The organism is Embleya scabrispora DSM 41855 (assembly GCF_000372745.1).
In the GTDB taxonomy this organism is placed as follows: Bacteria; Actinomycetota; Actinomycetes; order Streptomycetales; family Streptomycetaceae; genus Embleya; species Embleya scabrispora.
Genome location: NZ_KB889677.1, coordinates 22499 through 45794, shown reverse-complemented (window position 1 = coordinate 45794; position 23296 = coordinate 22499). Strand labels below are relative to the sequence as shown.

The 23296-nt window shown below is 70.7% G+C and carries 20 protein-coding genes and 1 other RNA gene; 4 read left to right on the top strand and 17 right to left on the bottom strand.

The annotated features are described in order from the left end of the window. Positions 1 to 79: 79 nt before the first annotated feature. From A3IC_RS0127790 to A3IC_RS0127775, 3 genes are all read right to left on the bottom strand, one after another. Positions 80 to 859, bottom strand: coding sequence for a YlbL family protein (locus A3IC_RS0127790; protein ID WP_040877268.1), 780 nt, complete (start codon positions 857 to 859; stop codon positions 80 to 82). An 86-nt stretch (positions 860 to 945) separates the two neighbouring features. Beyond that, on the bottom strand, positions 946 to 1617 hold the full coding sequence (locus A3IC_RS0127785; protein WP_026218823.1) for an IclR family transcriptional regulator: 672 nt from the start codon (positions 1615 to 1617) through the stop codon (positions 946 to 948). Between the two features lie 701 nt (positions 1618 to 2318). Further along, positions 2319 to 4100: a DEAD/DEAH box helicase gene (locus A3IC_RS0127775; protein WP_020553341.1), complete on the bottom strand. Its 1782-nt coding sequence runs from the start codon at positions 4098 to 4100 to the stop codon at positions 2319 to 2321. A gap of 594 nt (positions 4101 to 4694) precedes the next feature. Here A3IC_RS0127775 and A3IC_RS0127770 point away from each other — a divergent pair. Then, complete coding sequence (locus tag A3IC_RS0127770) at positions 4695 to 6254, top strand: MFS transporter (protein ID WP_425387364.1); 1560 nt, start codon at positions 4695 to 4697, stop codon at positions 6252 to 6254. Positions 6255 to 6682: 428 nt separating this feature from the next. Here the strand turns inward: A3IC_RS0127770 and A3IC_RS0127765 are convergent, their stop codons facing one another. From A3IC_RS0127765 to A3IC_RS56875, 7 genes are all read right to left on the bottom strand, one after another. After that, positions 6683 to 8089, bottom strand: coding sequence for an MFS transporter (locus A3IC_RS0127765; protein WP_020553339.1), 1407 nt, complete (start codon positions 8087 to 8089; stop codon positions 6683 to 6685). Between the two features lie 350 nt (positions 8090 to 8439). After that, positions 8440 to 10611 (bottom strand): xanthine dehydrogenase family protein molybdopterin-binding subunit, encoded by a 2172-nt coding sequence (locus A3IC_RS56880; RefSeq protein ID WP_020553338.1) that lies wholly within the window; start codon positions 10609 to 10611, stop codon positions 8440 to 8442. Positions 10612 to 10641: 30 nt separating this feature from the next. Continuing rightward, positions 10642 to 11211 carry a (2Fe-2S)-binding protein gene (locus A3IC_RS0127755; protein WP_020553337.1) on the bottom strand — a complete coding sequence of 190 codons (570 nt, stop codon included), beginning with the start codon at positions 11209 to 11211 and terminating at the stop codon, positions 10642 to 10644. Next, positions 11208 to 12041 (bottom strand): FAD binding domain-containing protein, encoded by an 834-nt coding sequence (locus tag A3IC_RS0127750; RefSeq protein WP_079026724.1) that lies wholly within the window; start codon positions 12039 to 12041, stop codon positions 11208 to 11210. The genes A3IC_RS0127755 and A3IC_RS0127750 overlap by 4 nt, the downstream gene beginning before the upstream one ends. Before the next feature lie 292 nt (positions 12042 to 12333). Next, positions 12334 to 12651, bottom strand: a complete 318-nt coding sequence (locus tag A3IC_RS0127745) for a DUF3039 domain-containing protein (RefSeq protein ID WP_020553335.1) — start codon at positions 12649 to 12651, stop codon at positions 12334 to 12336. A gap of 120 nt (positions 12652 to 12771) precedes the next feature. Further along, the gene (locus A3IC_RS0127740; protein ID WP_020553334.1) at positions 12772 to 13329 is read right to left on the bottom strand and encodes a YqgE/AlgH family protein; all 558 of its coding nucleotides are present in this window, start codon (positions 13327 to 13329) and stop codon (positions 12772 to 12774) included. 4 nt (positions 13330 to 13333) lie between these two features. Further along, the gene (locus A3IC_RS56875) at positions 13334 to 13708 is read right to left on the bottom strand and encodes a VanZ family protein (protein ID WP_020553333.1); all 375 of its coding nucleotides are present in this window, start codon (positions 13706 to 13708) and stop codon (positions 13334 to 13336) included. Positions 13709 to 13859: 151 nt separating this feature from the next. On the opposite strand from A3IC_RS56875, the gene murA reads away from it, so the two are divergent. Continuing rightward, positions 13860 to 15203: a UDP-N-acetylglucosamine 1-carboxyvinyltransferase gene (murA, locus tag A3IC_RS0127730; RefSeq protein WP_020553332.1), complete on the top strand. Its 1344-nt coding sequence runs from the start codon at positions 13860 to 13862 to the stop codon at positions 15201 to 15203. Positions 15204 to 15360: 157 nt separating this feature from the next. On the opposite strand, the gene A3IC_RS0127725 is transcribed toward murA, so the two are convergent. The 7 genes from A3IC_RS0127725 to ftsE all read right to left on the bottom strand — a co-directional run bounded on the left by A3IC_RS0127725 (position 15361) and on the right by ftsE (position 21882). Then, positions 15361 to 15642 (bottom strand): HU family DNA-binding protein, encoded by a 282-nt coding sequence (locus A3IC_RS0127725; protein ID WP_020553331.1) that lies wholly within the window; start codon positions 15640 to 15642, stop codon positions 15361 to 15363. A 234-nt stretch (positions 15643 to 15876) separates the two neighbouring features. Next, on the bottom strand, positions 15877 to 17283 hold the full coding sequence (locus tag A3IC_RS0127720; protein WP_020553330.1) for an NAD-dependent malic enzyme: 1407 nt from the start codon (positions 17281 to 17283) through the stop codon (positions 15877 to 15879). Between the two features lie 430 nt (positions 17284 to 17713). Further along, positions 17714 to 18083, bottom strand: a transfer-messenger RNA (tmRNA) gene (gene ssrA / locus A3IC_RS63905). Between the two features lie 169 nt (positions 18084 to 18252). Next, positions 18253 to 18732, bottom strand: a complete 480-nt coding sequence (gene smpB, locus A3IC_RS0127715) for an SsrA-binding protein SmpB (protein WP_026218821.1) — start codon at positions 18730 to 18732, stop codon at positions 18253 to 18255. A gap of 93 nt (positions 18733 to 18825) precedes the next feature. Then, the gene (locus A3IC_RS0127710; protein WP_158696121.1) at positions 18826 to 20076 is read right to left on the bottom strand and encodes a M23 family metallopeptidase; all 1251 of its coding nucleotides are present in this window, start codon (positions 20074 to 20076) and stop codon (positions 18826 to 18828) included. Positions 20077 to 20230: 154 nt separating this feature from the next. Continuing rightward, on the bottom strand, positions 20231 to 21136 hold the full coding sequence (gene ftsX, locus A3IC_RS0127705) for a permease-like cell division protein FtsX (RefSeq protein ID WP_020553327.1): 906 nt from the start codon (positions 21134 to 21136) through the stop codon (positions 20231 to 20233). 56 nt (positions 21137 to 21192) lie between these two features. Next, a complete protein-coding gene (gene ftsE / locus A3IC_RS0127700; RefSeq protein ID WP_020553326.1) occupies positions 21193 to 21882 on the bottom strand; it encodes a cell division ATP-binding protein FtsE in 690 nt (229 codons plus the stop codon). A 236-nt stretch (positions 21883 to 22118) separates the two neighbouring features. On the opposite strand from ftsE, the gene A3IC_RS0127695 reads away from it, so the two are divergent. Together A3IC_RS0127695 and A3IC_RS71400 are read left to right on the top strand one after the other, a co-directional pair. Further along, positions 22119 to 22301, top strand: a complete 183-nt coding sequence (locus tag A3IC_RS0127695) for a hypothetical protein (protein WP_020553325.1) — start codon at positions 22119 to 22121, stop codon at positions 22299 to 22301. 708 nt (positions 22302 to 23009) lie between these two features. Next, on the top strand, positions 23010 to 23296 hold a 287-nt coding region (locus A3IC_RS71400), incomplete at its 3' end, for a hypothetical protein (protein WP_245599579.1).

Here is a 23296-nt window from a genome sequence, read left to right as displayed (position 1 = left end):
CCGGCGCTCGACGCCACTCGGCCCGGCCGGCGTTCGAGGCCGATTCGGCCCGGCCGGCGCATGAGGCCGAAAGCCGGCATCAGCACGAGGCCACCTTGCCCCCGGCGTTCAACGCCGTAAGCGCCTCGACCGCCCCCGAGAGCGTCTCGACCGGAACCAACCGAAGCCCCCCGGACCCCACCCGCCCGGCCTCCCCGCACTCCCCCTTGGGCAGGATGAAAACCGTCGCCCCCGCCTTCTCCGCAGCCCGCAGCTTCATCGGCAGCCCACCGATCTCGCCGACCTTGCCGTCCGCGTCGATCGCCCCCGTGCCGGCTATCGTCCGCCCGCCGGTGAGTTGGCCCTCGGTCAGCTTGTCCACGATGCCGAGCGCGAAGAACAACCCCGCACTCGGCCCGCCGACGTCGTTCAGGTGCAGCGTGACCTTGACCTGGTCGGGCGACTTGCCGAGGTACTTGAGCGCCGCGACGGTCGCGGCGTCCTGCGACTTGACCATGTCCTTGACGTTGGTCTCGACGACCTGCTCGACCGACTTGCCTTCCGGGTAGACGGACTCGCGCGGCACGACCGCCTCGTCCGTGTCCCACCACGAATCGATCAACGACGCCAGCCGATGCTTCTCGTCGCGTCCGCTCGCGTGGATCGTGGTCAGGAGCAGGTGTCCGGTCGTCGGGTACACCGCGGCGGGACCGGAGATCTCGACCACCGGCCGCCCCCCGTCCTCGCCGAGCGTGTCGGCCACCGATCCCGGCGTGATCAGGACGTACGGCATCGGCACCAGGAACGCGAACCCGAACAGGATCGCGACGAGGAGCAGGGACACCGGGAGGGTGAGCTTGGTACGGGCCACGCCTGGCATTAAACACGGCGCGGCCCCGTACGCCGTACCGGACTCGCCTCATCGTGACGCGGTCGACGATCCGCGGCTCGCCGCGACACCCGGCACTACGCGGCGGAGACCCGCACTCCGCCCAGTTCGTCGGACAGTTCGGCCGCCGCCTCGGCCACCCGGCGGCCCAGCCGCTCGGTGTCCAGGTTGCCGAGCGAGACGATCCCGACGCTCGACTCGACCGCCGCGAGATCCGGCACCGAGGCCGCGATCCCGGGCACCGTGTGCCGACCGTCGCCGGGGGCGTACACGTAGGACCTGGGCCCGTCCAGGCCCGCCATCACCCGGCGTGCGGCCAGGATGGCCAGACCCGCGGCACCCGCGTCCAGCGCGTGCCGCGAACCGACCCGGTAGGCCACGTGGTAGTCGGTCCAGGTGGGCTCGGCCACCGCGACCACCAGGGCCTCCATGCCGTCCACGATGGTCAGGTGCGCGGTGGCGCCGGTCTCCTCGGCGAGTCGACGCAGACAGGGCACCGCCGCGTCGCGGACCAGCGGGTGTGCCCGACGGGCCAGTTGCAGCGCGCCCAGGCCGAGTTTGGTGCGTCCGCTCTCGTCGCGCCGGACGAGGCCGTGCTGTTCCAGCGTGGCGAGGATGCGATAGACGACGGTGCGGTTGACGCCGAGCGCGGCGGCCAGGTCGTGTACCGACAAGCCGTCCGTGGCATCGGCGAGCAGTTCGAGGACCTTGAGCCCTCGATCCAGGGTCTGTGACGTTTCGGCGACCACCGGCCCCCCTCCCTTCGCGTGACGTTGCATTACGTCCAGCGGCGTTCGATCCCCGAACGAAACACCACATTCGCGAGGCTGTGCGGCGCCAGGTCATGGGGCCAGGACACGTACTCGTCACCACTCGGCGGGCAGGCCGAACGGATTTCCCACGCCCGCGAAGGACGGTTTCTCCTTCGCGCCGCGTCGGAAGATCACGCTAACCAGAGAGGGCAGTTTTGGCACTGGATATCCGGGATACGGACAGGAAAAATATCCGCCGAATCGGGATGTACAGTACATATGCCACAAATCACCGAGCGCGATCCCGGACACGTGGCTCCGAGAGCGGATCGGGGCGGCCCCGTACTCACCAGTCGGACGCACCGTCCCAACCCATGAGATCGCCACCCGGATCGACACCCGAATCCGCGCTCGCGGCCGACTTCGCCGACACCCGGATTCGACGCCGCTCCCACGGCCCGGGCGTGGGTCCGCACCCACGCCCCGGCGGTGATCCGGACCGGCGGTGCGGGCTTCGAGCGGCGCCCGGAGCCGGGGCTGGGGTCGGGCCGAGGCCGCCGATCGCTGCCGGCTCCACGGCGGCCGCCCGGCTTCACCGCCTTGGCGCGCCTTCGGTTCGGCGCGGCCGGCTCGGCGCGCTCCCGACCCGGCGGCCCCACGACCGCGACGCGACCTCGCGTCACCGCCCGACCCGAGCCTCAACGCCCCGAGGTGGCCCACTCGCGGATCTTCCCGATTCGCGCCTCCAATTGCCCGGCGGACGCCTGAGCCACCGCCGGCCCACCACACACCCGGCGCAACTCGTTGTGGATCTGCCCGTGCGTCTGCCCGGTGCGGTGGTGCCACGCGGCCACCATCGTGTTGAGTTCCTTGCGCATCGCGGTCATCTGACGGTGCATCACCACGGGGCGCTGGTCCGCCGGTTTCTCCGACAGGTCGGCCTGGTGGTCGGGTTTGCGCCGGCTCTTGGCCACCTGCTTGGCCTGGCGCGACTGAAGCAGCATCTGCACCTGATCGGGTTCGAGCAGACCGGGCAGGCCGAGGTACTCCTCTTCCTCCTCGCTGCCCACGTGCGCCTGAAGCCCGAACTCCGCGCCGTCGAACAGCACCCGGTCGAACCGCGCCTCGCTCTCCAGCGCCTCGAACGCGAACTCCTCCTGCTGCCCCGGCTCGTCCTTCTGCGCATTGGCCTGCGCGAGGAGGGCGTCCTCCTCGTCGTACATCCCGCCCTCCTTCTTCGGGCGGTCCAACACGTGATCGCGCTCGATCTCCATCTCGTTCGCGTGCTGGAGCAGCGTCGGCACCGAGGGCAGGAACACCGACGCCGTCTCGCCCCGGCGCCGGGCCCGGACGAAGCGGCCCACGGCCTGGGCGAAGAACAGCGGCGTGGAGATCGTGGTGGCGAACACGCCCACCGACAGCCTCGGTACGTCCACACCCTCGGAGACCATCCGCACCGCGACCATCCAGCGGTCCTCGGACGCGGAGAAGTCCTCGATCTTCTTGGACGCACCGGTGTCGTCGGACAGCACCAGGGTGGCGCCCTGCCCGGTGATCTCGCGGATCATCCGCGCGTACGCCCGGGCCGACTCGTGGTCGGTGGCGATCACCAGGCCACCGGCGTCCGGGATGGCCTTGCGTACCTCGCCCAGTCGCTTGTCGGCGGCGCGCAACACCTGCGGCATCCAAAGGCCCTGCGGATCCAGCGCGGTACGCCATGCCTGGCTGATCGCGTCCTTGGTCATCGGCTCGCCGAGCGAGGCGGCGATCTCGTCGCCGGCCTTGGTTCGCCAGCGCAGGTCGCCCGAGTAGGACAGGAAGATCACCGGGCGCACCACGCCGTCCGCGAGCGCGTGGCCGTAGCCGTAGGTGTAGTCGGCGGACGAGCGGCGGATGCCGTCCTTGCCCTCCTCGTACGCGACGAACGGGATCGGATTGATGTCCGAGCGGAACGGGGTGCCGGTCAGCGCGAGTCGGCGGGTGGCCGGTTCGAACGCCTCCATGCACGCCTCGCCCCACGACTTGCTGTCGCCCGCGTGGTGGATCTCGTCCAGGATCACCAGCGTCTTGCGGTTCTCCACCCGGCGCCGGTGCAGCATCGGGTGCACGCCGACGCCCGCGTAGGTGACCGCGATGCCGTGGTACTCCCGCGACACCGGGCCCGAGGCGCTGGAGTAGTTCGGGTCGATCCGCAGACCTATCCTCGCGGCGGCCTCGGCCCACTGCTTCTTGAGGTGCTCGGTCGGCGCGACGATGGTGATCTGGTGGATCACGTGCGCGTCCAGCAACTCCGAGGCGATCCGCAGCGCGAACGTGGTCTTGCCGGCACCCGGCGTGGCCACCGCGAGGAAGTCGCGCGGCTGCCGTTCGAGATAGGTGTCGAGGGCCCCCTGCTGCCACGCGCGCAGCTTGTTCGCGGTGCCCCAGGAGGCACGATTCGGGAAGGCCGGGGACAGATGGGACGCGGCTGCGGTACTCACTGCGACGGGTCTGCTCCAAGCCGAGGGGGCGATCGAGGGCAAGCGATCAGGCTACCCGAGCACCAACGCGATCCCCGCGCACACGACCCCACCCGCCGCCAATCCCGCCCCGCCCGCCGCCCCTTGACCCACAACGCCGACCACTCCCGCCCCGTCCCGGGCGCGTCGCGACAAACCCCCCGCCATGACCCGAACACCCCACGGAACGGCGCCGCTCGGGAGGCCCGCGGAACGGCCACAGCCGTGGGCACCCACGAGGCGGAATCGGCTCAGGGTTGCGCGGGCCGGGCCGTGGGCCCCGCACACCCCACGAAGCGGCGCCGGCCGGGTCAACCGATGCGGCGAGTCCGGCCCCGGACGCCGACAGGACGCACCCGCCCCCGGGCACACGACGGGTCGAATCCGGTCCCGGATATGCACCGGAGGCGAACCCTCCCCCGGGATGACCCAGGACGCGGGACCCGCAGACCCGAAGCCCCCAATCCGCCGAGGCCGCCGAGGCCGCCGAGACCCAAGCCCGCAAGCCCCAAGCCCCGAACCCCGACCCCACCGACCGCATTTCGCGGATAGCTGAAGAAATCCTCCGAGAGCGGAATGCCAGACGCCGGACAAACCTCCTCCCGCCGGCCGCCGATCCATTCCAACAAATCGCTGAGCTGCACATTCACCGCCGAAGGCAATTCCCCCGCAGCCTCCCGCAACCCCAGATCAGCCATTCCCGCCCCCACCCCGAAGCCATTTATCTCCATTACGCCGGACACGGAAAGCGACACTCCGCCCCCATTCCCGGGAAATCATCGTCCAGCGGCCTCGACGGCTCCCGTCCGGGCGTTTCGACGACTCGGCACCTCGGAGGCGCAGATGGCACGCACCTTGTCGCGGGCAATCCGGCAGTCCCCCTACCGGCCCGTGCTCGCCCATCCCGTGCTCCGCCGGCTGCTGCCCGGCTACGCGGTCTCGGCCCTCGGCGACGGCATGGCCGTGGTCGCGGTCGGCTGGTTGGCGGTCGACCTCGCACCCGCCGACGGTCGCGGCCTGTGGGTGGCACTCGCCGCCGCGGCCTACACGCTGCCCGGGGCCTTGGGCGCGATCGTCCTCGGCCGCCTGCTGCGCGGTCGCGACCCCGCCCGACTGGCCACGTGGGACGCGCTCCTGCGGGCCGGCGCACTCGGCGCGATCCCGTTGGCCCAGAGCATCGGCGCACTGACGATCGGCCTGTACATCGCCCTGCTCGCGACATCCTCGGTACTGCACTCATGGGGCCAGGCCGGCACCTACACGCTGCTCGCCCGCCAACTCGACGAGAGCGACCACCTCGCCGGCAACGCGGTGTTGTCCACGATCGGATCGGGCTCCACCATCGCCGGCCCCCTGCTCGCCGCACCCCTGGTGATGTGGGGCGGCGCGGCCTGCGTACTCGCCGTCGACGCCGCGTCCTTCGCGATCCTGGCCGGCACCCTGCTGTGCGCCGCCCCCACCGCCACACCGGATCCCGCCGACCAGCCGCCCGGCCCGCAGGCCGGCTCCCGCACCGGCGGCCTCACCGTGATCCGCCGCGACCGCGCGCTGCGCAACCTGCTCATGCTCAGCGTCGGCTTCTTCTTCCTCTTCGGCCCGGTCTACGTCGCCCTCCCGCTGCACGTGACCCAGGACCTGCACGCCTCCGCCGGCCCCCTCGCCGCCTTCTACAGCCTCTTCGGCGCCGGAGCCGTCCTCGGCTCCCTCCTCACCGGCTACCTCCGCCGGCTCCCCCCGGCCCCCACCACCGCAGCCATCGTCGCCCTCTCCGGCCTCGCCCTGCTCCCCCTGGGCCTCGGCGCCCCCACCCCCGCGGCCCTGGCCGGCTTCGCCCTGGTCGGCCTCATGTGGCCGCCGTACTCCTCCATGTCCACCACCCTCTTCCAACACACGACGCCCTCGGCCGACCTCCCCGCCGTCCTGGCCGTCCTCTCCGCGACCCGCACCCTCCCGGTCCCCCTGGGCACCGCCCTCGGCGGCCCCGCAACCNCCACCCTCGGCCCCACCCCCACCCTCCTCATCACCGCCGCAGCCACCCTCACCCTCGGCCTCACCACCCTCGCCCTACTCCCCCGATCCACCCGCCGACCGGCATCTCGACTGGAGAGCCGCCAGGATCCGCGGGAAGCAGACTGATGTCGGTCCTCTGGTGCTTCCAGGCCACACCGGGAAGCGGTCGAGAGACACCGAACGCGTTCACCGACTCCACCCGACAGTCCGTCGTCGCCTCCCCGACGACGTGGAAGACAAGACCCACCGCAGCGAACTCGGCCCGACACACCTGGAGATGCCCCGGTGCGATCGTGAAGGCTGACCGGAAACCGCTTCGCAATCGGTCGACGACGCCGTGAGGCACGCGTAGGGGTCCCGGTCTGCCGGGTCCGGTCGCCCGCCACCTTCTCCAGCCTGTCGTCCTGATCCGAATCCGGATCCGCTCGGACACGCCACGAGCCGCCGCATGCCGCCGAAATCGGGAAGCCGAGTCGGAGCAGGCTGTCGAGCCCATGGCAGCCGGGGGATTCGGTGTGTGTAGTGGAATCGCCGGTGGCCGGGTCCCGAAGGGGTCAGGGGTTCGGGTCGGGGCGGCGGACTCTGGGGGCGAGGAGGGCGCCGAGGAGGGCCACGCCGAGCATGATGGCGAAGATCAGGGTGAAGACGCCGGCGTCCTTGCCGGTGCCCTCGTGGAGGGCGGCGAAGATGGCGCCGGCCAGGCCGACCATGACGATCGTGCCGAGCGAGTCGGCGACCTGGAGGGAGGAGGAGTTGGTGCCGGACTCCTCCGGGGTGGACAGGTCGAGGGTGAGCACGCTCACCGACGAGACGGCCATGCCCATGCCGGCGCCGCCGAAGAACCAGCCGACCGTGACCGCGTACGGCGAGACCCCGGGGATCAGCGCGAGCAGCGCCCCGCCGATCGCGATCGCCACGAAGAGGAAGCCCACCTGCACCAGGCGCGGCCGCCGCTCGTGCGGCGAGCGGCCCTGATACCAGGACCCGACCGCCCAGGACAGCGCGCCCACGGTCAGCGTCAGCCCCGCCTCGGTCGGCGACAGGCCGTGCTCGCTGATCAGCATCAGCGGTACGAAGGATTCGACCGCGAAGAACGCACCCGCGAGCACACCTCGGGACAGGATCACCGTCGGCAGCCCGCGCACCGCGCGCAACGTGCCCACCGGCAACAGTCGAGGCACCGTCACCGCCATCAGCGCCAGGCCGGCGACCAGCAGCAGTACGCCCACCACGCTCAGGTGTTGCCCGCCGTACTGCAACATGCCCGCGCCCACCGAGGCGCCGAGCGCCGCGCCGATCCGGTTCCGGTTCATCCGCGCGTCCGGGTCCGGCTCGCCCGCCATCCGCTTGAGTTGCGGCAGCATCATCACGATCGGCAACACCACGAGGACCGGAATGGCCAGGAACACCCAGCGCCACCCCAGGTGATCGGTGACCAGACCGGACACCGGCGGCCCGACGATCGAGGGCAGCACCCACGCCGCGGAGAACGCGGAGAACACCCGCGGGCGCAGCGCGGACGGGTATGCCTTGCCGACCACCACGTACAGCGACACGATCACCAGCCCGCCGCCGAGGCCCTGCACGGCCCGGCCCACGATGAACGGCCACATCGACTGCGCGGTGCCGGCCAGCACGAGTCCGACCGCGAACGCCCCGATCCCGCCGAACAGCGGCAGCCGGGGTCCACGCGCGTCACACCATTCGCCGGAGACCACCATGGCGAGCAGGCTCGTGGTGAAGAACGCGGAGAAGGCCAGGGCGTACAGCGGCACGCCGTCGAGTTCCTTGACCGCCACCGGCATGGCGGTGCCCACCGCCATCGCCTCGAAGGCGATCAGCAGGACGACCGACACGATCCCGAGCGTGAGCTGAAGATAGGGCCGGGTCAGTACGCCGGGCTCCCCGTCGGACTTCTCGGCGCCCCGTCGCGCGGCCTTCGACTCCCCTACGACTGTCACCGAGACAGCCTAGACCCTGCAATATCAACCTACTTATCAATGCAATCACCCCACGCTGTCAGTCAAGACGGCACAACGGCCAGGCGAACGGCGGCCGGGCGTAAGGGCCGGCGGACGGGCGAAGGGGCCGGCGGGAGGGCAGCTGAGTCGCGGCCCGCGAGGGGACCGGCCGGAAGACAAGAGACCGGCGGCCGGCCCGGCGGCCACAAGCGCCCTGCCGGCAGCGCCGCGGCACAGCGCCGCCGGGCGGTCCGCCGCCAAGCGGGCCGCCGGGACGGACGAACGAACCGGCGACCTGGCATGCCCACCAAATCAACCCACCGGGCCACCCAGCCGCCAACCCCCACCCCCTAATCCACCACCACATCCCGAGGCCGCAGCGGCAGCCGTGGCAGTTCCAGACCCGTCGCATCCCGCACCGCCGCCGCGACCGCCGCCGGCACCGGCACGACGGCCGCGTCACCCAGGCCCTTCGCGCCGAACGGTGCGCCCGGTTGCGGCTCCTCGATCCACGCGGCGACCCGCACCGACGGCACGTCCCACGTCCCGGGCGGCGACCAGGCCGACTCGATGTCCTCGGTCAGCGCGAGCCCGACCCCCATCGCCACCGAGCTCTCCACCCGCACCCGGGCCTGCGCGGGATCCAGCACGCGACCCGCGTCGTAGGCCCCGGTCACGTCCACCACCCGGATCGTGCCCAACTCCGGGTCCAGATCGACCACGACCCGACAGGCCGAGAAGGCCACCGCCGGATACGCGTTGCCCTGCCCCGCGTCGTCCAGCGGCTCGGTGCCCGGCGCCCGGCACGCGCCCGCCGTGGTCACCGTCGCGGTGTCCGCGTACATCACGTCCACCGGCAGATCGATCAGCCCGTCGTAGGACTTGATCCGCCCGTCCCGCACGTCCAACAACCGCGCCGTCATCCCGTAGCGCGCCGCCACCGGCGCCAACAACCGCTCGCGAATCTCCCGCGCCGCCTGCTCCACCGCGCCGGCCGTCAGCCACGTGTGCCGCCCCACCCCCGGCGCCCCCGCCGTCGGCAACGCGGTGCCCGCCTGGAGCACGATCGCGTCCGACACCCCCAGCACCTCGTCCACGATCTGCCGGACCAGCGTCACGAAGCCCTGCCCCACCTCGACCGCCGCGCAGGTCACCGTCACCACGCCGCCGTCGAGCCGCACGGTCGCCGTCGAGGACTCGTCGGCCCCCTCGATCCCCAGCAGCGGCATCAGCCCGAGCGCGTACCCCGTCCCGCGCAACGTTCCGGGCGCGGGCGGCGCGGCCGGCGGCACCGCCTCCGCCACCGCCCGCAACGCGGCTCCCACCGGCACCGGCCCGTCCAGTACCTGACCCGTCGTCAGCATCGTTTCGGAGCTCAGCGCGTTGCGCAGCCGCAGTTCCACCGGGTCCATCCCGAGCGCGTCCGCGAGCTTGTCCATCTGTGCCTCGTGTGCGAAGCACACCTGCACCGCGCCGGACCCGCGCATCGCCCCCGCCGGCGGATTGTTGGTACGCACCGCCCACGCGTCGACCGCCGCGTACGGCACCATGTACGGTCCGGCCGCGCAGCCGATCAGCCGCCCGACCACCTCCGCCGAAACGCCCGCGTACGCGCCGCCGTCCAGGATGATCTGCGCCTCCACCCCGAGCAGCCGACCGTCCCGGTCCGCCCGGTGGGTGTACTTCATCCGCGCCGCGTGCCGATGCCCGCCCACCCGCAACGATTCGTCGCGCTCGAGCACCGCCTTGACCGGCCGCCCGGTGCGCAGCGCCAGCAGCCCGACCACGGCGGTCAGCCCGACGTCCTCGCGCGTGCCGGAGGAGCCGCCCGCGCCGGTGGGCATCAGCCGGACCATCCCGGCGGGCAGTCCCAGACATTCGGCGACCTGGTCCCGGTCCGCGTGCGGATACGGCGAGGCCACGTGCAGTTCGACGCCGCCGTCCGGCGAGGGCAGCGCGAGCGCGGCGTCGGTGGCCGGGTTGGCCTGGTACTGCGCGGGCACCTCGTACAGCCCCTCGACCACCACCTCGTCCACCGGCGTACCGTCCCGGCGCACCCTGACCGGCTTCCCGTGGCGCAGCGCGACGTGCCGCAGCACGTTGCCGTCCGGATGCAACGGCGGCCCGGCGAAGGCGTGTTCCGGATCGGAGGCGGCATCCAACGGCTGGTACGACACGAGCACCGCCGCGGCGCCGGCCCGCGCCGCGTGCAGGGTCTCCGCGGCGACCGCCGCGACCGCCTCCCCGGCGAAGCGCACCACACCGTCCGCGAGCACCGGCCGGTCCGCCACGATCACGCCGTGGTACGCGCCCGGCGGCAGATCCGCCGCGGTGACCACGCCGCGCACGCCCGGCACCGCGTATGCCGGGGCCGCGTCCACGCCCAGGATCCGCGCGTGTCGGTGCGGCGAGCGCACCAGCACGCACCACAGCAGGCCCGGTGCCCACAGGTCGCCGGTGTAGGAGAACCTCCCCCGCGCCTTGGCGTCCCCGTCGGGGCGCGGTGCGGACTCGCCGATCACCGGTTCGTGCCGATCACTTGGTCTCGCCGATCACTCGGTGCCACCGGCCACCGGTGGCGCGATCACGTTGAACATCATCGTCGAGTGCGTCTCGCGCGGCGCACGCCTGCGCGCCGCGGCGCGCACGGCGTCCACCATCGGATGCGGCCCGGCGCACCGGCAGGGGTGCCCGTCCAGCGCACGCCGGATCTCCACCTCGCCCGGCTCCGACTCGCGGGCCAGCAGCGCGCACGCGGACGCGACCACTCCCGGCACGCAGTATCCGCACTGGACCGCGCCGGACTCCACCAGCGCGCGCTGCACCTCGGCGGTCTCCGGGTCGTTGTCCAGGTCCTCGATGGTGCGCACCTCGCGATCGCCGAGGGTGGCCGCCGCGACCAGACACGCCGACACCGCGACCCCGTCCAGGTGCACCGTGCAGGTCCCGCACACGCCCTGCCCGCAGCCGTCCTTGGCGCCGGGCAGGCCGAGTCGCTCGCGCAGCACGTACAGCAGGTTCTCGCCGATCCAGGCGTTCTCGATCAGCCGCGCCTCGCCGTTGACGCGCAGCACGTACGACGTCGTGGGGGCCGCGTCGAAGTCGAACCCGGGGCCGCTCATCCGCCGAACGCCCGTTGTACCGCGCGCCGCGCGCACACCGCGACCACGTGCCGCAGGTGCGCCCGGGCGGCCCGCTGTTCCGCGTCCGGCCGGACCTCGTCCGCGACCAGCCGGCCGAAGTCGGCCGCGTCGCGCGCGTCCGAAAGCCGACCCGTACGCGGGTCCATCCGTCCCGCCAGCCACTGTTCGGCCTCGAACGCGCGCACCGGACCGGGATGCGCCCCACCGACCGCACAGCGCACGTCGCCGACCACGGGGCCGGCCACCAGCGCCAGCGTCAGGTCACGCCCACCACCGACCGGCGCCTTGACGAACTCCTGCACGCCACGCAGCAACGGCACCCGCACCCCGGTGATCAACTCCCCCGGGCGCAAAAGCTGTTCGGCGATCACACCGGCCTTGGGCGCGAGCAGGTGCGGGGCCACCTCACGCACCCCGCCCGGCGAACGGCACGACACGGTGGCCTCCAGGGCCGCGAGTACGGGCAGCGAGTCGGCGGCTCGAGCGCGGCTGAGGATGTTGCCGCCCAGGGTGCCCATCGCGCGCACCTGCGCGGTGCCCACCTCGTTGGCGGCGGCGGCCAGCGCCGGGACGAGCGAGGCCAGGTCGGCGTCCGCGAGCCGGGCCCAGGTGAGTCCGGCTCCGAGCATGACGAAGTCACCCTCGTAACCCCACCGCCGCAGGTCGGCGACCTTCGCCAGGCCCACCAGGGCCGGCGGTCGCACCGTGCCGGCGTTGACGCGGGGCATGAGGTCGGTCCCCCCGGCCACCGGCAGTGCCCGGGGATCGCGCGCGAGGGCATCCACGGCCTCGTCGAGCGACAGCGGCATCAAGATCGTCGCGTCCACAGCGCCGCCCACCCTATTGCCACGCGCGCTCCAACGGGCCGTCCCGACCGAGATTTGAGCCAACCCGAAGCTTCACCACGCCCGCACTCCACCAGGTGCGCACAGACCCACCCCGAAGCGGTGAAACCCGAGCCTTCGACCAAAACGAAACGGGTGGGCCGGCGGGCGAACGAACCCCGACCCCATCGAGACACCCACGCGGGAGGCCGAGACGCAACGCGAGAGGCGCCGGTCGAAGCGACCGACGCCCCCGGCGAACCTCAGCGACTAACGACTACTGCCTACCGCCGCTCTTGCCACCGCTCTTGTCCTTGTCCCCGCCGCCACCACCGGCCGGCATCGTCTCGTAGATCTCCTTGCACATCGGGCAGACCGGGTACTTCTTCGGGTCGCGACCCGGTACCCAGACCTTGCCGCAAAGGGCGATGACCGGGCTCCCGGACATCGCGCTTTCCATGATCTTGTCGCGCTGGACGTAGTGCGCGAAGCGCTCGTGGTCACCGTCGCCGTGGGAGAGCTTCGGCGTCTCCTCGATCAGCGTGCCGGTGCCCGTCCCGTGCTCCGGCTCCGGGAAGCTCTGGGGAGTGGTCATACCCACCAGGATAGCCAGACACCGGCGGCACCGAACGGCGCGTTGGATCATGCGCGCGTCCCGCGTCCCGCCGGCCGGCGCACACCCCGCTCGCGGCCCCGATCGGGCCCGGACCCGAGGTCAGTTCAGGGTCGGATCCTCCGGGTACGTGGCGACCATGGCCAACTCGCCCACCTGCCGCCGCAGTACCGCCCGCCAGAGCCGGTCCGGCGTGGGCGTGAACGCGTCGCCGGGCTCGGAGTCGACCACGTACCACGCGCCGGACTTGAGTTCGGTCTCCAACTGCCCTGGGCCCCAGCCCGCGTAGCCGGCGAACACTCGCATCGAGCCGAAGTCGGCGGCGACCAGTTCGGGCGGCACGTCCAGGTCGACCAACCCCAGGCCGCCGTGCACGCGACGCCAGCCCAACGGCTCGGCACCGCCCGGCACCGACGCGATGGCCAGCGCCGAATCCATCGCGACGGGGCCGCCCTGGAAGACCACGGGCGGCTCGCTGACGATCTTGGACCACGGCACGAGCACGTCGTTGACGTCCACCGGGCTGGGCCGGTTGATCACCACGCCGAGGGTGCCGTCCTCGTCGTGCTCCAGGAGGAAGACCACACACCGGTCGAAGTTGGGATCGGCCAGCGCGGGCGTGGCCACGAGCAGGCGTCCGGTGAGCGATACCTCGGTCATGCGCTCATGATCTCGCAACCGCCGCGTCGCGGTGTGCCACCCCGCGAGGAAGTCGGCCGGCGAGCACGAGCGCGCCGGTGGTACCGAGCAGGTCCGCGACCACGTCCCACGGGTCTCCACTGCGATGCGCCAGCACGAAGTGCTGGATGGATTCGCTCTCCACCGCGTGTGCGGCGAGCACCGCGCCCAGCACGAGCGGACCGATTCCGACACGCCGACCCGTCCAGGCAATGGCCGCGAACGAGAGAAAGTGCACGATCTTGTCACGATGCGGAACAAACGGCGCCGGGTCTCCCGGACTGCCCGGATTGAACAGGAGGACCAGATTCACCAGCACCGCTCCCGCGAATGCCCAGTACGCAAGCTTGCCGCCGACCATCCCACTCCTTCGGTCACGGGCCGAACGACCCTTTTTTCCGGGCCCTTCGGCTCCGCGAGCCGACACGGGAGCGGTACGTATCCGACTACCGTGTAGCGCTGTCGGCCCATCTCCCCTGTCGGCTTCGGTACCCACAGAAGTGCGAGGATTCATGCAAGACGACGTGCTCTTGGTTCACGGCGGTTCCCCGCTTGAGGGCGAGGTTCGCGTCAAGGGCGCCAAGAACCTGGTGCCGAAGGCGATGGTGGCCGCACTCCTGGGCGAGGCGCCGAGCCGACTGCGCAACGTCCCGGAGATCAGCGACGTGCGCATCGTCAAGGGCCTGCTGCAACTGCACGGCGTGGCGGTGCGCGAGGGCGAGGAGCCCGGCGAGCTGCTGATGGACCCGACCCAGGTCGAACAGGCCAACGTCGCGGACATCGACGCGCACGCGGGTTCCAGCCGGATCCCGATCCTGTTCTGCGGACCGCTGCTGCACCGACTGGGTCGCGCGTTCATCCCGGACCTGGGCGGCTGCATGATCGGCGACCGGCCGATCGACTTCCACCTCAGCGTGTTGCGCGAATTCGGCGCGGTGATCACCAAGCGCCCCGAGGGGCTCTACATCGAGGCGCCCAACGGCCTCAAGGGCACCAAGGTCAGCCTGCCGTTCCCCAGCGTGGGCGCCACCGAGCAGGTGCTGCTCGCGGCGGTGCGGGCGGAGGGCAGCACCGAGTTGTCCAACGCGGCGGTGGAGCCGGAGATCATAGACCTCATCTGCGTGCTCCAGAAGATGGGCGCGATCATCTCGGTGACCACGGACCGGGTGATCCGGATCACCGGCGTGTCCAAGCTGGTCGGCTACGACCACCGCGCCCTGCCGGACCGCCTGGAGGCTGCCTCCTGGGCCTGCGCGGCGCTGGCCACCCACGGGGACATCTACGTCCGCGGCGCCCGTCAGCTGGACATGATGACCTTCCTGAACGTTTTCCGTCAGGTCGGCGGCGCGTTCTCGATCGAGGACGAGGGCATCCGCTTCTGGCACCCGGGCGGCCCGCTGAACGCGATCGCGCTGGAGACCGACGTGCACCCCGGATTCCAGACCGACTGGCAGCAGCCGCTGGTGGTCGCGCTGACCCAGGCCACCGGGCTGTCCATCGTGCACGAGACGGTCTACGAGCGGCGGCTGGGCTTCACCTCCGCGCTCAACCAGATGGGCGCCACGATCCAGCTGTACAGCGAGTGCCTGGGCGGCACGCCGTGCCGCTTCGGCCAGCGCAACTTCCAGCACTCCGCGGTCATCTCCGGACCGGCCAAGCTGCACGCGACCGACCTGGACATCCCGGACCTGCGCGCGGGCTTCTCGTACCTGATCGCCGCCCTCGCCGCGGAGGGCACCTCGCGGGTCACCGGCATCGACCTGATCGAGCGCGGCTACGAGGACTTCCAGGCCAAGCTGGAGGCCCTGGGCGCCCGCGTGGAGCTGCCGATGCGGATCGCCGAGAGCGTCGCCTAGCGATTCCCGCCGGCCGCCCGGGCCCCGGTAGGCCCTTCCCGGGGCCACAGGGGCCCGGGAAGGGCCGGAAACGGCCCGGGTGGGCCCGAATACGCCGGAAGGGCGGCTTCCCCGAGGGGAAGCCGCCCTTCCGGTTTTCCACCGGGGCGCTACGGACCTACTTGCCCGAGGCCGCGGCCTTGAGCTTCGAGCCCGCCGAAACCTTGACGCCGTAGCCGGCCGGGATGTCGATCGGGTCACCGGTCTGCGGGTTCCGCGCGGTGCGGGCAGCGCGGTGGGTGCGCTCGAAGGTGAGGAAGCCCGGGATCGAGACCTTCTCGTCGCCCTTGGCGACGATCTCGCCGACGACGTCGGCGAGCGCGCTCAGTACGGCGTCCGCGTCCTTGCGGGTCACGTCGGCGCGCTCCGCGAGGGCGGCCACCAGCTCACTGCGGTTCATGTGTCACTCCCGTGTCTTGCTGACCTCCGCCGACGACCACGAACGTGGTCGCAAACGTGGTTCAGTCCAACTCGCTGTTCTTGCCCCGGGGACGAATCCTGCACTCATCCATGCCCGGAAGCTAATCAAGGACACGCGAAATCACTGGGAAAGCCCCGTGATTTCGCGGTTCCGGCAGATTACGGGGCCGTTCGGGGGCCTCTGCAACCGGGATCCGTACGGACAGTACGACGATCATCCCGCAGGGTTCTGACGCTCCGCCAACACCGCGTCCCGCACCGCCGCCGCCACCACGGCGGACACCTCCGGGTGGAAAACACTCGGAATGATGTAGTTCGGGTTCACTTCGTCGTCGGAGACCACCGACGCCAGCGCCCGCGCGGCGGCGAGCAGCATGTCGTTGGTGATGTGCCGGCTCTGCGCGTCCACCAGACCTCGGAAGACACCCGGGAAGACGAGCACGTTGTTGATCTGGTTCGGGAAGTCGCTGCGGCCCGTGGCGACCACCGCGGCGTGCTCCAGGGCCGTCGCCGGGTCCACCTCGGGATCCGGGTTGGCCAGCGCGAACACGATCGAGTCGGGGGCCATCGCGGCGATGTCGGACCCGGCGAGTACGTTCGGCGCCGACACGCCGATGAACACGTCCGCGCCGACCACGGCCTCCTTGAGGGTGCCGGTCAGAGCCTGCTCGTTGGTGTGCTCGGCGATCCAGCGCAGGTCCTCGCCCAGGTCAGCCCGACCCGTGTGCACGACGCCGCGCACGTCCGCGACCACCACATGGCCGGCGCCCGCGGACAGCAGCAGTTTGAGGATCGCCGTGCCCGCCGCGCCCGCGCCGGACATGACAATGCGCACATCCTCGATCTTCTTGCCGACCACCCGCAGCGCGTTGGTGAGCGCCGCCAGCACCACGATCGCGGTGCCGTGCTGGTCGTCGTGGAAGACCGGGATGTCCAGCGTCTCGCGCAGCCGACGCTCGATCTCGAAGCAGCGCGGCGCGGAGATGTCCTCCAGGTTGATCCCGGCGAAGCCCGGCGCCATCACCTGTACGGCCCGGACGATCTCGTCGGGGTCCTGGGTGTCCAGGCAGATCGGCCACGCGTCGATCCCGGCGAACCGCTTGAACAGCGCCGCCTTGCCCTCCATCACCGGCAGCGCGGCCTTGGGGCCGATGTTGCCCAGGCCGAGCACCGCGGAGCCGTCGGTGACCACCGCGACGGTGTTGCGCTTGATGGTCAGCCGGCGCGCGTCGTCCGGGTTCTCCGCGATGGCCAGACACACCCGCGCCACGCCGGGGGTGTAGATCATCGAGAGGTCGTCACGGTTGCGGATCGGATGCTTGGACTGCATCTCGATCTTGCCGCCGAGGTGCATCAGGAAGGTTCGGTCCGAGACCTTGCCGAGGGTGACGCCCTCGATCTCCCGGATCGCCTCGACGAGCCGGTCGGCGTGGTCCGTCGAGGTCGCGGCGATCGTGACGTCGATCCGCAGGCGCTCGTGGCCGGACGCGGTGACGTCGAGCGCGGTGATCGACCCCCCGGCGGATTCGACCGTGTTGGTGAGTCGACTGACCGATCGGCCCCCCGCGGGGACCTCCAGTCGAGCCGTGATCGAGTACGAGGCGCTGGGCGCTGCGGGCATGAACTCTTTCTCCTCCGATCGCTGCGGCGCCCGTTTCCCACGGCGCCGCATCGCTCCCGATGGTCTCATTTCGTGGACACGGGCGGGGCCGGGGGCTGCGCCGCGGCCCGCCTTACCCGGAACGGGCGGCACCGCAAACTGTGATCCTCGTCCTTCGCCGATCATTCCGGCCCCGGGCGGGTGGTCGGTTACGCTGGTCGACGACACCGGCTCGATCCAAGCCCCCGGGCCCAACCATTAGTCCCTACGAGGGACCACTTGCCGAGAGGCGAGCATTGGCGGGTCGGTGTCCTCGACTTCACGAACCGGCGGTCCCCCAGGGACCGCCGGTTCGTCGCGTTTGTGGGCCGGGCCGCGATCGTGGCGCGGAACCCGAACGAGGACGCGAAAAGGCCCGGTGTGCGAACACACCGGGCCTTCTCGTCAACAGGGGTGGAGGTGGCGGGAATTGAACCCGCGTCCTACGGTGCGGAACCAGAGCTTCTCCGAGCGCAGTCCACAACGATTTTCTCGGCCCCGGTGTTCACGTGGACAAGACACCGACGGGCCCAGTTACTGTTTTTTGTCCCGTACGACCCCGTAACCGGGTCGTACGGTGGAGTCCCCTAGATTATGCCAGGGTCCGGGGCGGGGACGCACCCGGTCTGACACCTTCGGATACTCGCTTAGGCAGCGAGGGCGAAGGAATCGCGCTTGGTATCGGCGATTATTTGTTTGCGACATATGGTTAACGAGATCATTGTCGCTTCCTCGGCTCGCTTCCTCTGCTTCGACAGCCGCAGTCGAAACCGATCACCCCCTATTGAATTTTCAAGCAACCACCGAGGCTCCGAGGAACCCTGGTGTCCTGCTCGACGGCCCGACCCGCCACACTTGCTCGGCCCGAACCAGGCACATCGTACGGTCCAACGTCGGACCGGTCCACTTCATTCCCGTCGGTGCGCGCCGCGAACGGTCGTCGCCCGCCGATCACTGCCGGCGGCCGCGCACGTACTTCGACATCACGCGGTCCGTCTCGCGCTTGTCCTGCTGTTCGCGCAGGGTCTGTCGTTTGTCGTAGTTCTTCTTGCCCTTGGCCAACGCCAGTTCGAGTTTGGCCCGACCGTCCTTGAAGTACAGGCTGAGCGGCACCAGGGTGTGACCCGTTTCCTGGGTCGCCTGGACCAGTTTGTCGATCTCGTGTCGATGCAGCAGCAGCTTGCGCTTGCGCCGCGCCGCGTGATTCGTCCACGTGCCCTGCGAGTACTCCGAGATGTGCACGTTGTGCAGCCACACCTCGCCGCCGTCGATGCTCGCGTAGCCGTCCACCAGGGACGCCTTGCCGGCCCGCAACGACTTGACCTCGGTGCCGGTCAGGACGAGGCCGACTTCGAGGGTGTCCTCGATGAGGTAGTCGTGCCGCGCCTTCTTGTTCTGCGCGATGAGCTTGCGCCCGGTCTCTTTCGCCATGATCCCTGCATTCTCGCGCATGGCCGCAAGCCCATTACCCGGCCGGGTGGGTGCTCTTCGGCCGCCGAATCCCGGGCCGCCGCGGGTCCGGCCTCACATCCACAGGGTCGGGTCGACGAAGTCGCCGTCCACGAGCACCTCGAAATGCAGGTGCGCACCGGTGGACCAGCCGGTGCGGCCCGAGCGCCCGACCCGACCGCCGCGGGAGACCCGCTGTCCCTCACGCACGGTGATTCGGGACAGGTGGTTGTACGTCGTGGTCAGCGCGACCCCGCCGACGTGCCCGTGCGAGAGCACCACGCGGTAGCCGTACGCCGCGTTGTAGCCGGTCTGCACGACCGTGCCCTCGCGGGCCGCGGCCACCGAGGTGCCCTCGGGGACCGCGAAGTCGATACCCGTGTGCAGCTTCGTGTACTCCAGGATCGGGTGGTAGCGCATCCCGAAGCCCGAGTTGACCGACCCGGGCACCGGGTAGGACAGCGCGCCGCCCTGCGTCGAGACCCCCGGTCGACCGGCGCCGCCCGCCGCGTTGCGCCGGTTCACCAACTCGGTCAGCCGCTTCTGCTCGATCCGGATCGCCTCGTAGCGCTGCTGGTCGGCGGCCTTCTCCTGGCGCGCGATGCGCAGCGCGGCCTCGCGCTGCGCCGCCAGCGCGGCCACCTTCGCCGCCGCGTCGGCCGCGGTCTTCTCCAGCGCGACCACCTCGGCCAGTTGCCGGCCGGCCTGCGCGTGCCGGACCCGGGCCTCCTCGCGGCGCCGCTCCAGCTCGGCCCGCCGGAGATCGATCGCGTCGCGGGTGCGCTCCAGCCGCGCGATCGTCTCGTGGTCCGCTTGAAGCATCTCCCGATAGCCCTGGAGGCTGCTCAGCAGCTCCGCCGGGGTCTGCGCGCGCAGGATCATCGACAACTGCGCCATGCCGCCGTTGCGGTACGCCCGACCCACCAACCGCGTGACGTCGTCGCGCACCGCCTGGGTCGACGCCACCACGTCGTGCAGCTCGGACGTCGCGGTGCGCACCGCGGCGTCCGCCAGCTCCACGTCGTGCCCGAGGTCGGCGGTCCGGGCCTGCGCCTCGGCCACCCGCGCCCGGGCCGCGTCCAAGGCGGCACGCGCACCCGGCCCGGCGGCCTCGGCCTCGGCGTACGCGGTCTCCGCGGACGCCAGGCGGGCCGGCGAGGCGTCCAGGTCGGCCCGCATGTCCTCGGCCGCGACGTCGGCGCGCTGCTTGCGGGCGGGCGCGTCGCCGTCGTCGCCGTCGGCGCGCGCGGGCACGAAGCCCACCGCGGCAAGCGTGATCACCACGAGCACCGGGAGTCCGAGTCGTCTGGTCCGAATTCTGCGCATGATCATAAGAAAAGCCGAGTTGCCGGAAATTGCCACGACCCACACCGATATGGAAGTAATACGAACCCATCCGGCCGCGCACGAACGTTCGACGGCCCCGTCCCGCCGAGGCGGAACGGGGCCGTCGGGTCGATCCCGAGGTCGGCTACCCAGGTCAGACCTTGAGGTACTTCAGCAGCGTGAAGAACGACGCGATCGCCGACATCAGCACCCCGAAGACGACCAGGAGCGGCAGGGTCGCCAGAACCGGGCCCCAACCGATCAATTCGAATGCGTTGAACTGCCGGCCGAGCCCCTTCTTGACGCCGAAGAAGAACCCGGTGCTCAACAGGCCGGAGGCCAACGCGCCGCCCAACAGGCCGGCGATGGCGGATTCCATGATGAACGGCAGCTGGATGTAGAGATTCGACGCCCCGACGAGCCGCATGATGCCGGTTTCCCGCCTTCGGCTGAACGCGGAGACCCGGGCTGTGTTGACAATGAGCAGGATCGCCACCAGGAGCATGAAGCCCATCACGCCGATGGCGGCCCATTGCGCGTTGTTCAGCAGCTTGAAGAACGGTTCCAGGATCTTGCGCTGGTCCTGCACGGACTGCACGCCCGGTCTGCCGGCGAACGCGCTCGCCACCACCGAGTACTTGGTCGGATCCTTGAGCTTGACTCGGAAGGATTCCGGCAACTGGTCGGCGGTCACGCTGCCGGAGAGCGGGGATTCCTTGTTCTGGTCCTTGAAGTGTTGGAAGGCTTCCTGCTTGGTCTCGTAATAGGTCTTCTCCACGAGCGGCATCCGGCTGAGTTCGGCCTTGATCGCCTCGCGCTGCTCGTTGGACACCTCGCCGCCCGCGCAGCCGGCGTCCTTGTCGCTCTTGCCGCACAGGAAGATCGAGACCTCGACCCGGTCGTACCAGAAGTCCTTCATCTCGTTCACCTGAACGCGCAGCAGCAGACCCGCTCCGGCCAGCGTGAGGGACAGCGCGACACTGACGATCACCGCGATCGTCATGGTCAGGTTCCGGCGGAGACCGACTCCGATCTCCGAGAGGACGAACTGGGCGCGCATGATGTCCTAGTCGCTAAGGGCGCGGCCGGACTGCCGCGCCGTGGTGGTCCGGTGGATCAGTGCTGGTAGCCGTACACGCCGCGCGACTGGTCGCGGACCAGTCGGCCCTGCTCCAGCTCGATGACGCGCTTGCGCATCTGGTCCACGATCGCCTGGTCGTGCGTGGCCATCAAAATCGTCGTGCCCGTCCGGTTGATCCGGTCGAGCAACTTCATGATGCCGACGCTGTTCTGCGGGTCGAGGTTGCCGGTGGGCTCGTCGGCGATGAGGATCATCGGCCGGTTCACGAAGGCACGGGCGATCGCCACGCGCTGCTGTTCACCACCGGACAGCTCGCCGGGCATGCGGTCTTCCTTGCCGCCCAGGCCCACCAGGTCCAAAACCTCCGGTACCACCTTGCGGATCGTGCCTCGGGGCTTGCCGATCACCTCGAGCGCGAACGCGACGTTCTGGTACACCGTCTTGTTCGGAAGCAGACGGAAGTCCTGGAAGACGGTGCCCACTTGGCGGCGCAGTGCGGGCACCTTCCAGTTGGACAACCGGCCGAGGTCCTTGCCGGCCACGAAGATGTTGCCCAGCGACGGTCGCTCCTCTTTGAGGACGAGCCGCAGGAAGGTGGACTTACCCGAGCCCGAGGACCCGACGAGGAAGACGAACTCACCCTTCTCCACTTCGAGGGAGACGTCGTGCAACGCGGGGCGCGGCTGCTTCGGGTAGGTCTTGCTGACGTTGTCGAATCGGATCACGGTTGCATCACGGTGCGCCAGTGTAGGGGGCAGGGCATACGGCCGGGGGAACAGCGGGGCCCAAGGGACCACACTGCCCGGAGCCGGGCGCCCAGGCTCGAACAGAGTGGTCGTCGGGCATGGCCATTCCGTGAGTGTAAGCGGCACAGTGGAAGGCCATGGGAACTTCGCACCGCGTCGTGAGCGTTATGGGTGTCGATGCGTGATAGCGGAGCAATCGAGGCGGAGGAGTCGAGATGACCTTGGACCGCCTGGTGTGCGCGAACTGTGCCGGCCTGGTCGCGGAGGGTCGCTGCCCGACGTGCCGGGCCAGCCGTGAACGGCTCCAACGCTCCGGTGGACTCAATCCCGCGATGCTCGCGGCGATCGCACTGCTGGTCCTGGTGTGCGCACTGCTGCTGGCCCGCGTGGGCGGCTGATTCCGCCGCGGCCGAGCCGCCGGTGAATCGGGGGCGGCGCGGGTGGTCCACCCGTGCGTGACCCCTTCGGGACGATACGAAGTCGAGACGACACGAAGGCCCTGGGTGCCCCCAGGGCCTTCGTGCGGTACAGCGGCGCTCCGCAGCTTCCGGAACCCGGATCGGGCGTTGTCGGCAGCTGTCCGACGCGGACCGAACCGAGCGGGCGCCCCGTTGTCGACGCCGGGCCTCGGCCCGGCGTCGCACTGCGGTGCCGCCCACCGTCCGTGGTTTCGAGCCGACCGTTTCACAGACGCACTCGCGATGACACGGTGCGCCCGGCTCGGAACGTCGGGACGGCGGATTCAGTGCCCCGGAACCGCCGCACCGGGGCACAAGTCTTCGACTCAGGCCGCGGAGGCCTGCTGACGGCGCTTGAGCCGCGCCGGCAGCACGGTGAAGGTGAAGCCACCGGCCGCCATCGCGGCGCCGCCGACGATCAGGAACGCCATGTTGGCGCCGGAGCCGGTTTCGGCCAGTTCCTTGTTTGCGTTCTGCTGCGCGGCCGGAGCGGTGTCGCCGCCACCGAAGTCGCGAACGGGCGCGTTCTGCTGGTCGCCGTTGCCGCTGGTGGTGCGGGTGTTCCCGTCGCCACCGCAGTTCAGGTCGAGGCCGCCGGAGGCGTGCGTGGCGTCACACGTGTTGCCGCCACCGGTCGAGGAGCCCTTGGTGCTCCCCTTGGACGTGCCCGCCGAGTTTCCGCTGGAGGTCCCGGCGGAGTTACCCGTCGAGGTCCCGGCGGACGTGCCCTTGGACGTGCCCGAGGACGTACCGGTCGAGGTACCCGCGGAGGTGCCCGTGGACGTACCCGTCGAGGTGCCCGTGGACGTACCCGTCGAAGTACCCGTCGAGGTCCCGGTCGAGGTGCCCGTGGACGTACCCGTCGAGGTCCCGGTGGACGTGCCCGTCGAAGTACCCGAGGACGTGCCCGTCGAGGTCCCGGTGGACGTGCCCGT

Bases quoted from the DNA above. Each gene is read 5' to 3' on its own strand.
- A3IC_RS0127790 (WP_040877268.1), bottom strand. From the start codon at position 859: ATGCCAGGCGTGGCCCGTACCAAGCTCACCCTCCCGGTGTCCCTGCTC.
- A3IC_RS0127755 (WP_020553337.1), bottom strand. From the start codon at position 11,211: ATGAGCGGCCCCGGGTTCGACTTCGACGCGGCCCCCACGACGTCGTAC.
- A3IC_RS0127750 (WP_079026724.1), bottom strand. From the start codon at position 12,041: ATGCCGCTGTCGCTCGACGAGGCCGTGGATGCCCTCGCGCGCGATCCC.
- A3IC_RS0127745 (WP_020553335.1), bottom strand. From the start codon at position 12,651: ATGACCACTCCCCAGAGCTTCCCGGAGCCGGAGCACGGGACGGGCACC.
- A3IC_RS0127740 (WP_020553334.1), bottom strand. From the start codon at position 13,329: ATGACCGAGGTATCGCTCACCGGACGCCTGCTCGTGGCCACGCCCGCG.
- A3IC_RS56875 (WP_020553333.1), bottom strand. From the start codon at position 13,708: ATGGTCGGCGGCAAGCTTGCGTACTGGGCATTCGCGGGAGCGGTGCTG.
- murA (WP_020553332.1), top strand. From the start codon at position 13,860: ATGCAAGACGACGTGCTCTTGGTTCACGGCGGTTCCCCGCTTGAGGGC.
- A3IC_RS0127725 (WP_020553331.1), bottom strand. From the start codon at position 15,642: ATGAACCGCAGTGAGCTGGTGGCCGCCCTCGCGGAGCGCGCCGACGTG.
- A3IC_RS0127720 (WP_020553330.1), bottom strand. From the start codon at position 17,283: ATGCCCGCAGCGCCCAGCGCCTCGTACTCGATCACGGCTCGACTGGAG.
- smpB (WP_026218821.1), bottom strand. From the start codon at position 18,732: ATGGCGAAAGAGACCGGGCGCAAGCTCATCGCGCAGAACAAGAAGGCG.
- A3IC_RS0127710 (WP_158696121.1), bottom strand. From the start codon at position 20,076: ATGCGCAGAATTCGGACCAGACGACTCGGACTCCCGGTGCTCGTGGTG.
- ftsX (WP_020553327.1), bottom strand. From the start codon at position 21,136: ATGCGCGCCCAGTTCGTCCTCTCGGAGATCGGAGTCGGTCTCCGCCGG.
- A3IC_RS0127695 (WP_020553325.1), top strand. From the start codon at position 22,119: ATGACCTTGGACCGCCTGGTGTGCGCGAACTGTGCCGGCCTGGTCGCG.